The 2,272-nt window shown below is 64.7% G+C and carries 5 protein-coding genes; all 5 read right to left on the reverse strand.

Annotated features, from left to right (window positions below):
* Window positions 1-349 precede the first annotated feature (349 nt).
* A complete protein-coding gene (locus IBT54_RS24765) occupies window positions 350-658 on the reverse strand; it encodes a hypothetical protein (RefSeq protein ID WP_201253315.1) in 309 nt (102 codons plus the stop codon).
* Between the two features lie 54 nt (window positions 659-712).
* Window positions 713-1,279, reverse strand: coding sequence for a hypothetical protein (locus tag IBT54_RS24770; RefSeq protein WP_236263716.1), 567 nt, complete (start codon window positions 1,277-1,279; stop codon window positions 713-715).
* Entirely contained in the window at window positions 1,276-1,425 is a 150-nt protein-coding gene (locus IBT54_RS24775; RefSeq protein ID WP_033764975.1) for a hypothetical protein, read from the reverse strand. The genes IBT54_RS24770 and IBT54_RS24775 overlap by 4 nt, the downstream gene beginning before the upstream one ends.
* 85 nt (window positions 1,426-1,510) lie before the next feature.
* Window positions 1,511-1,864 (reverse strand): hypothetical protein, encoded by a 354-nt coding sequence (locus IBT54_RS24780; protein WP_201253316.1) that lies wholly within the window; start codon window positions 1,862-1,864, stop codon window positions 1,511-1,513.
* Window positions 1,865-1,881: 17 nt separating this feature from the next.
* Window positions 1,882-2,272 (reverse strand): hypothetical protein (locus IBT54_RS24785; RefSeq protein WP_201253317.1); only part of this gene is annotated, 391 nt, incomplete at its 5' end.

Here is a 2,272-nt window from a genome sequence, read left to right on the forward strand (position 1 = left end):
CCCGCTGGCCCGGAACGGGCCCGGGCAGAGACGGCGTGCCGGCTCTGTGCGAAGCATGACAGCCGCCCGGACGCCCGGGGAGACAGCATTTCAGTACGCGGGACAGGGCATTGCGGAACGCCGGAAAGAAACATAACGATGGGGACGATTCAGACATTACAACGCCTGCTCAGCGCCTGACTGCATCCGGACAGCGCTGAAAGCGGGGGTGATAACAGAATAAATTCTCAGAATCATGCCAGGAAATGACAACTGCGAATGCGGTCGCGATGGAGGCAGGACGGTGCGTCAGCACCGTCTTTTATCCGGGGCCGGACGGCCCCGCGGGGTTATGCTGTGCGGCCCCTGCTCACGTGTCCGCTTCGCAGCCGTAATGCTGTGCAGCCGAAACCAGCAGCTCGCAGAACGGCATGCCTGTTCCGCCACACAGGTGCATCAGGTCAGCCAGCAGATCCACCACGGCGGTGGCGGCCGGTTCCCCATCCGCATCGAGGCCGGTGCAGCGGGCAAAGGTGACGAGCGCGGCGGCGGCGGCGCCTGCCCGGCCAGCGTTATCTGCTTCAGACGGCATCCCGTCTGCGTTCTGGTGCGCCAGGCAGGCGAGGTCAGCAAACGTCATGGTGTCGTCAGCCATCAGGGAAGTCGTGGTGTTCTGCATAATGTATTCCTCTCAGTCAGGGTGATCAGGGCCGGTCTGACCGGCCCTGCGGCATCAGATAGTGGCCCGGCGATTCCAGGTGGCCTTCCAGTCGATATAGTTTCCCTCGCGCAGCGGCGTCAGCTTCACCAGGTTTTCCGCCAGCCCGTTCATGATGAGGATGCGCTCTACCGCCTCAAACCAGCCCTCCCCGATGCCGACCGGAAACCACAGGTTCGAATTGTCACCGCTGAGCAGCGGATGATCGCAGAAGTGGACGCCCCGGCCCTGCGGCGTTTCACTTCCCGTCACGATGCCGGAGGCGCGCACCGTTTCGGTCAGGGCACTGCGGGCCAGCCGTTCAGCGATATCAGACCAGCACCATTCTCCGTCCGGCACCGGCAGCTCAGCATGACGCAGCGACTGACCGCCCGCCCGCGCGGCAAGCCGGGCGATATCGGCCACCCCGGCCTCTGCGGACGCGCCGTCCGCCTCGCAGATGTAGTGCCCGTTGTGCCAGAAGGATTCGGCTCCGTTGTCGAGGCGGATCAGGCAGTACCGCCCCAGCGCGCGGGCGATATCCTCATGCGTCACCGGTGACGCCGCACCGGCCGGATGCTGCTGCACGATCATGCTGCTCATGGCTGCACCTCCAGCTGGCTCTTAACGGTGGTCATGAACTGCTGCCACAGCGAAAACGGCATGGCGGGTACGTGTGCCAGCCGTCCGCTGCGCAGGGCGTTTACAAACGCGGTGGCATGTGCGACGATTTGTGCGTCAAAAATCATAATTGCTTCCTCGTGATGCTGGTTTTGATGAGGCCGCCAGCTCGAACTGGCGACCGTGAAAAGAGCAGGCTCCGGCCTGCTTTTTTTACGCCTGCGGTTTGTCCTGCGCACCTCCTGCCTGTTGTGCGACGTCAGCGGCAAGGCGGTCTGCCAGCAGGCTGCTTGCCCTGCCCCACGCCACCTCTCCCGCCGTGCCGAAGCGGTCGTGTACGATGTGGCTCGCCGCTATCCACGCGCGGAATGAGGGCAGCGGCAGCGCGCCGTCCCGTACCGTTTCTGCCAGCTGCTGCGCCATGTCGTGCAGGGTGAACCACAGGAATTCATGCTGCTCACGTTCGCTCAACCGGCTCTGCGCCAGCGCCGTCAGTGCCTTCAGGCTGTCCGCCAGCTGCGGCGCTAATCCGCTGATCCCGGCGTCTGCTGCGTTCTGTGTTTTCATTCCGCTCCCTCCCCCGCTCACGCAATATCCGCCAGGTGCATTCCCCGGCCCGCTTTCAGCAGCGTTTCCAGCTCGCGGCAGGCCAGCCGCCAGGCCTCTTCACCGGCGCCGTCGCACTGGTCACGTACCAGCGGACCGGCGGCAAGCCACGCCAGCCAGGCCGTCAGGGGCATCCGCGGGCGGTAGCATGACCAGTCGGTTACGGCGTTGCAGACCTGCTCAGCCAGGCTTAGCAGGCCGCCGTAAAGCAGTTCTGCGCGGTCATCCAGCGTCATGCGCTCCGTGCGCAGCCCGGCCAGAAAAGCCAGGTCTGCCGCCAGCGCCGGACTCACGCCCGCGAGGGTGTGGCCGTTAACCCATGTTTTGGGAGATTCTGGCGTGGCGGTGTTGACGTTGACGTTCTGTGTG

The organism is Pantoea sp. S62, from assembly GCF_016658625.1.
GTDB classification, from domain to species: domain Bacteria; phylum Pseudomonadota; class Gammaproteobacteria; order Enterobacterales; family Enterobacteriaceae; genus Pantoea; species Pantoea vagans.

Bases quoted from the DNA above. Each gene is read 5' to 3' on its own strand.
- IBT54_RS24765 (WP_201253315.1), bottom strand. From the start codon at position 658: ATGCAGAACACCACGACTTCCCTGATGGCTGACGACACCATGACGTTT.
- IBT54_RS24770 (WP_236263716.1), bottom strand. From the start codon at position 1,279: ATGAGCAGCATGATCGTGCAGCAGCATCCGGCCGGTGCGGCGTCACCG.
- IBT54_RS24775 (WP_033764975.1), bottom strand. From the start codon at position 1,425: ATGATTTTTGACGCACAAATCGTCGCACATGCCACCGCGTTTGTAAAC.
- IBT54_RS24780 (WP_201253316.1), bottom strand. From the start codon at position 1,864: ATGAAAACACAGAACGCAGCAGACGCCGGGATCAGCGGATTAGCGCCG.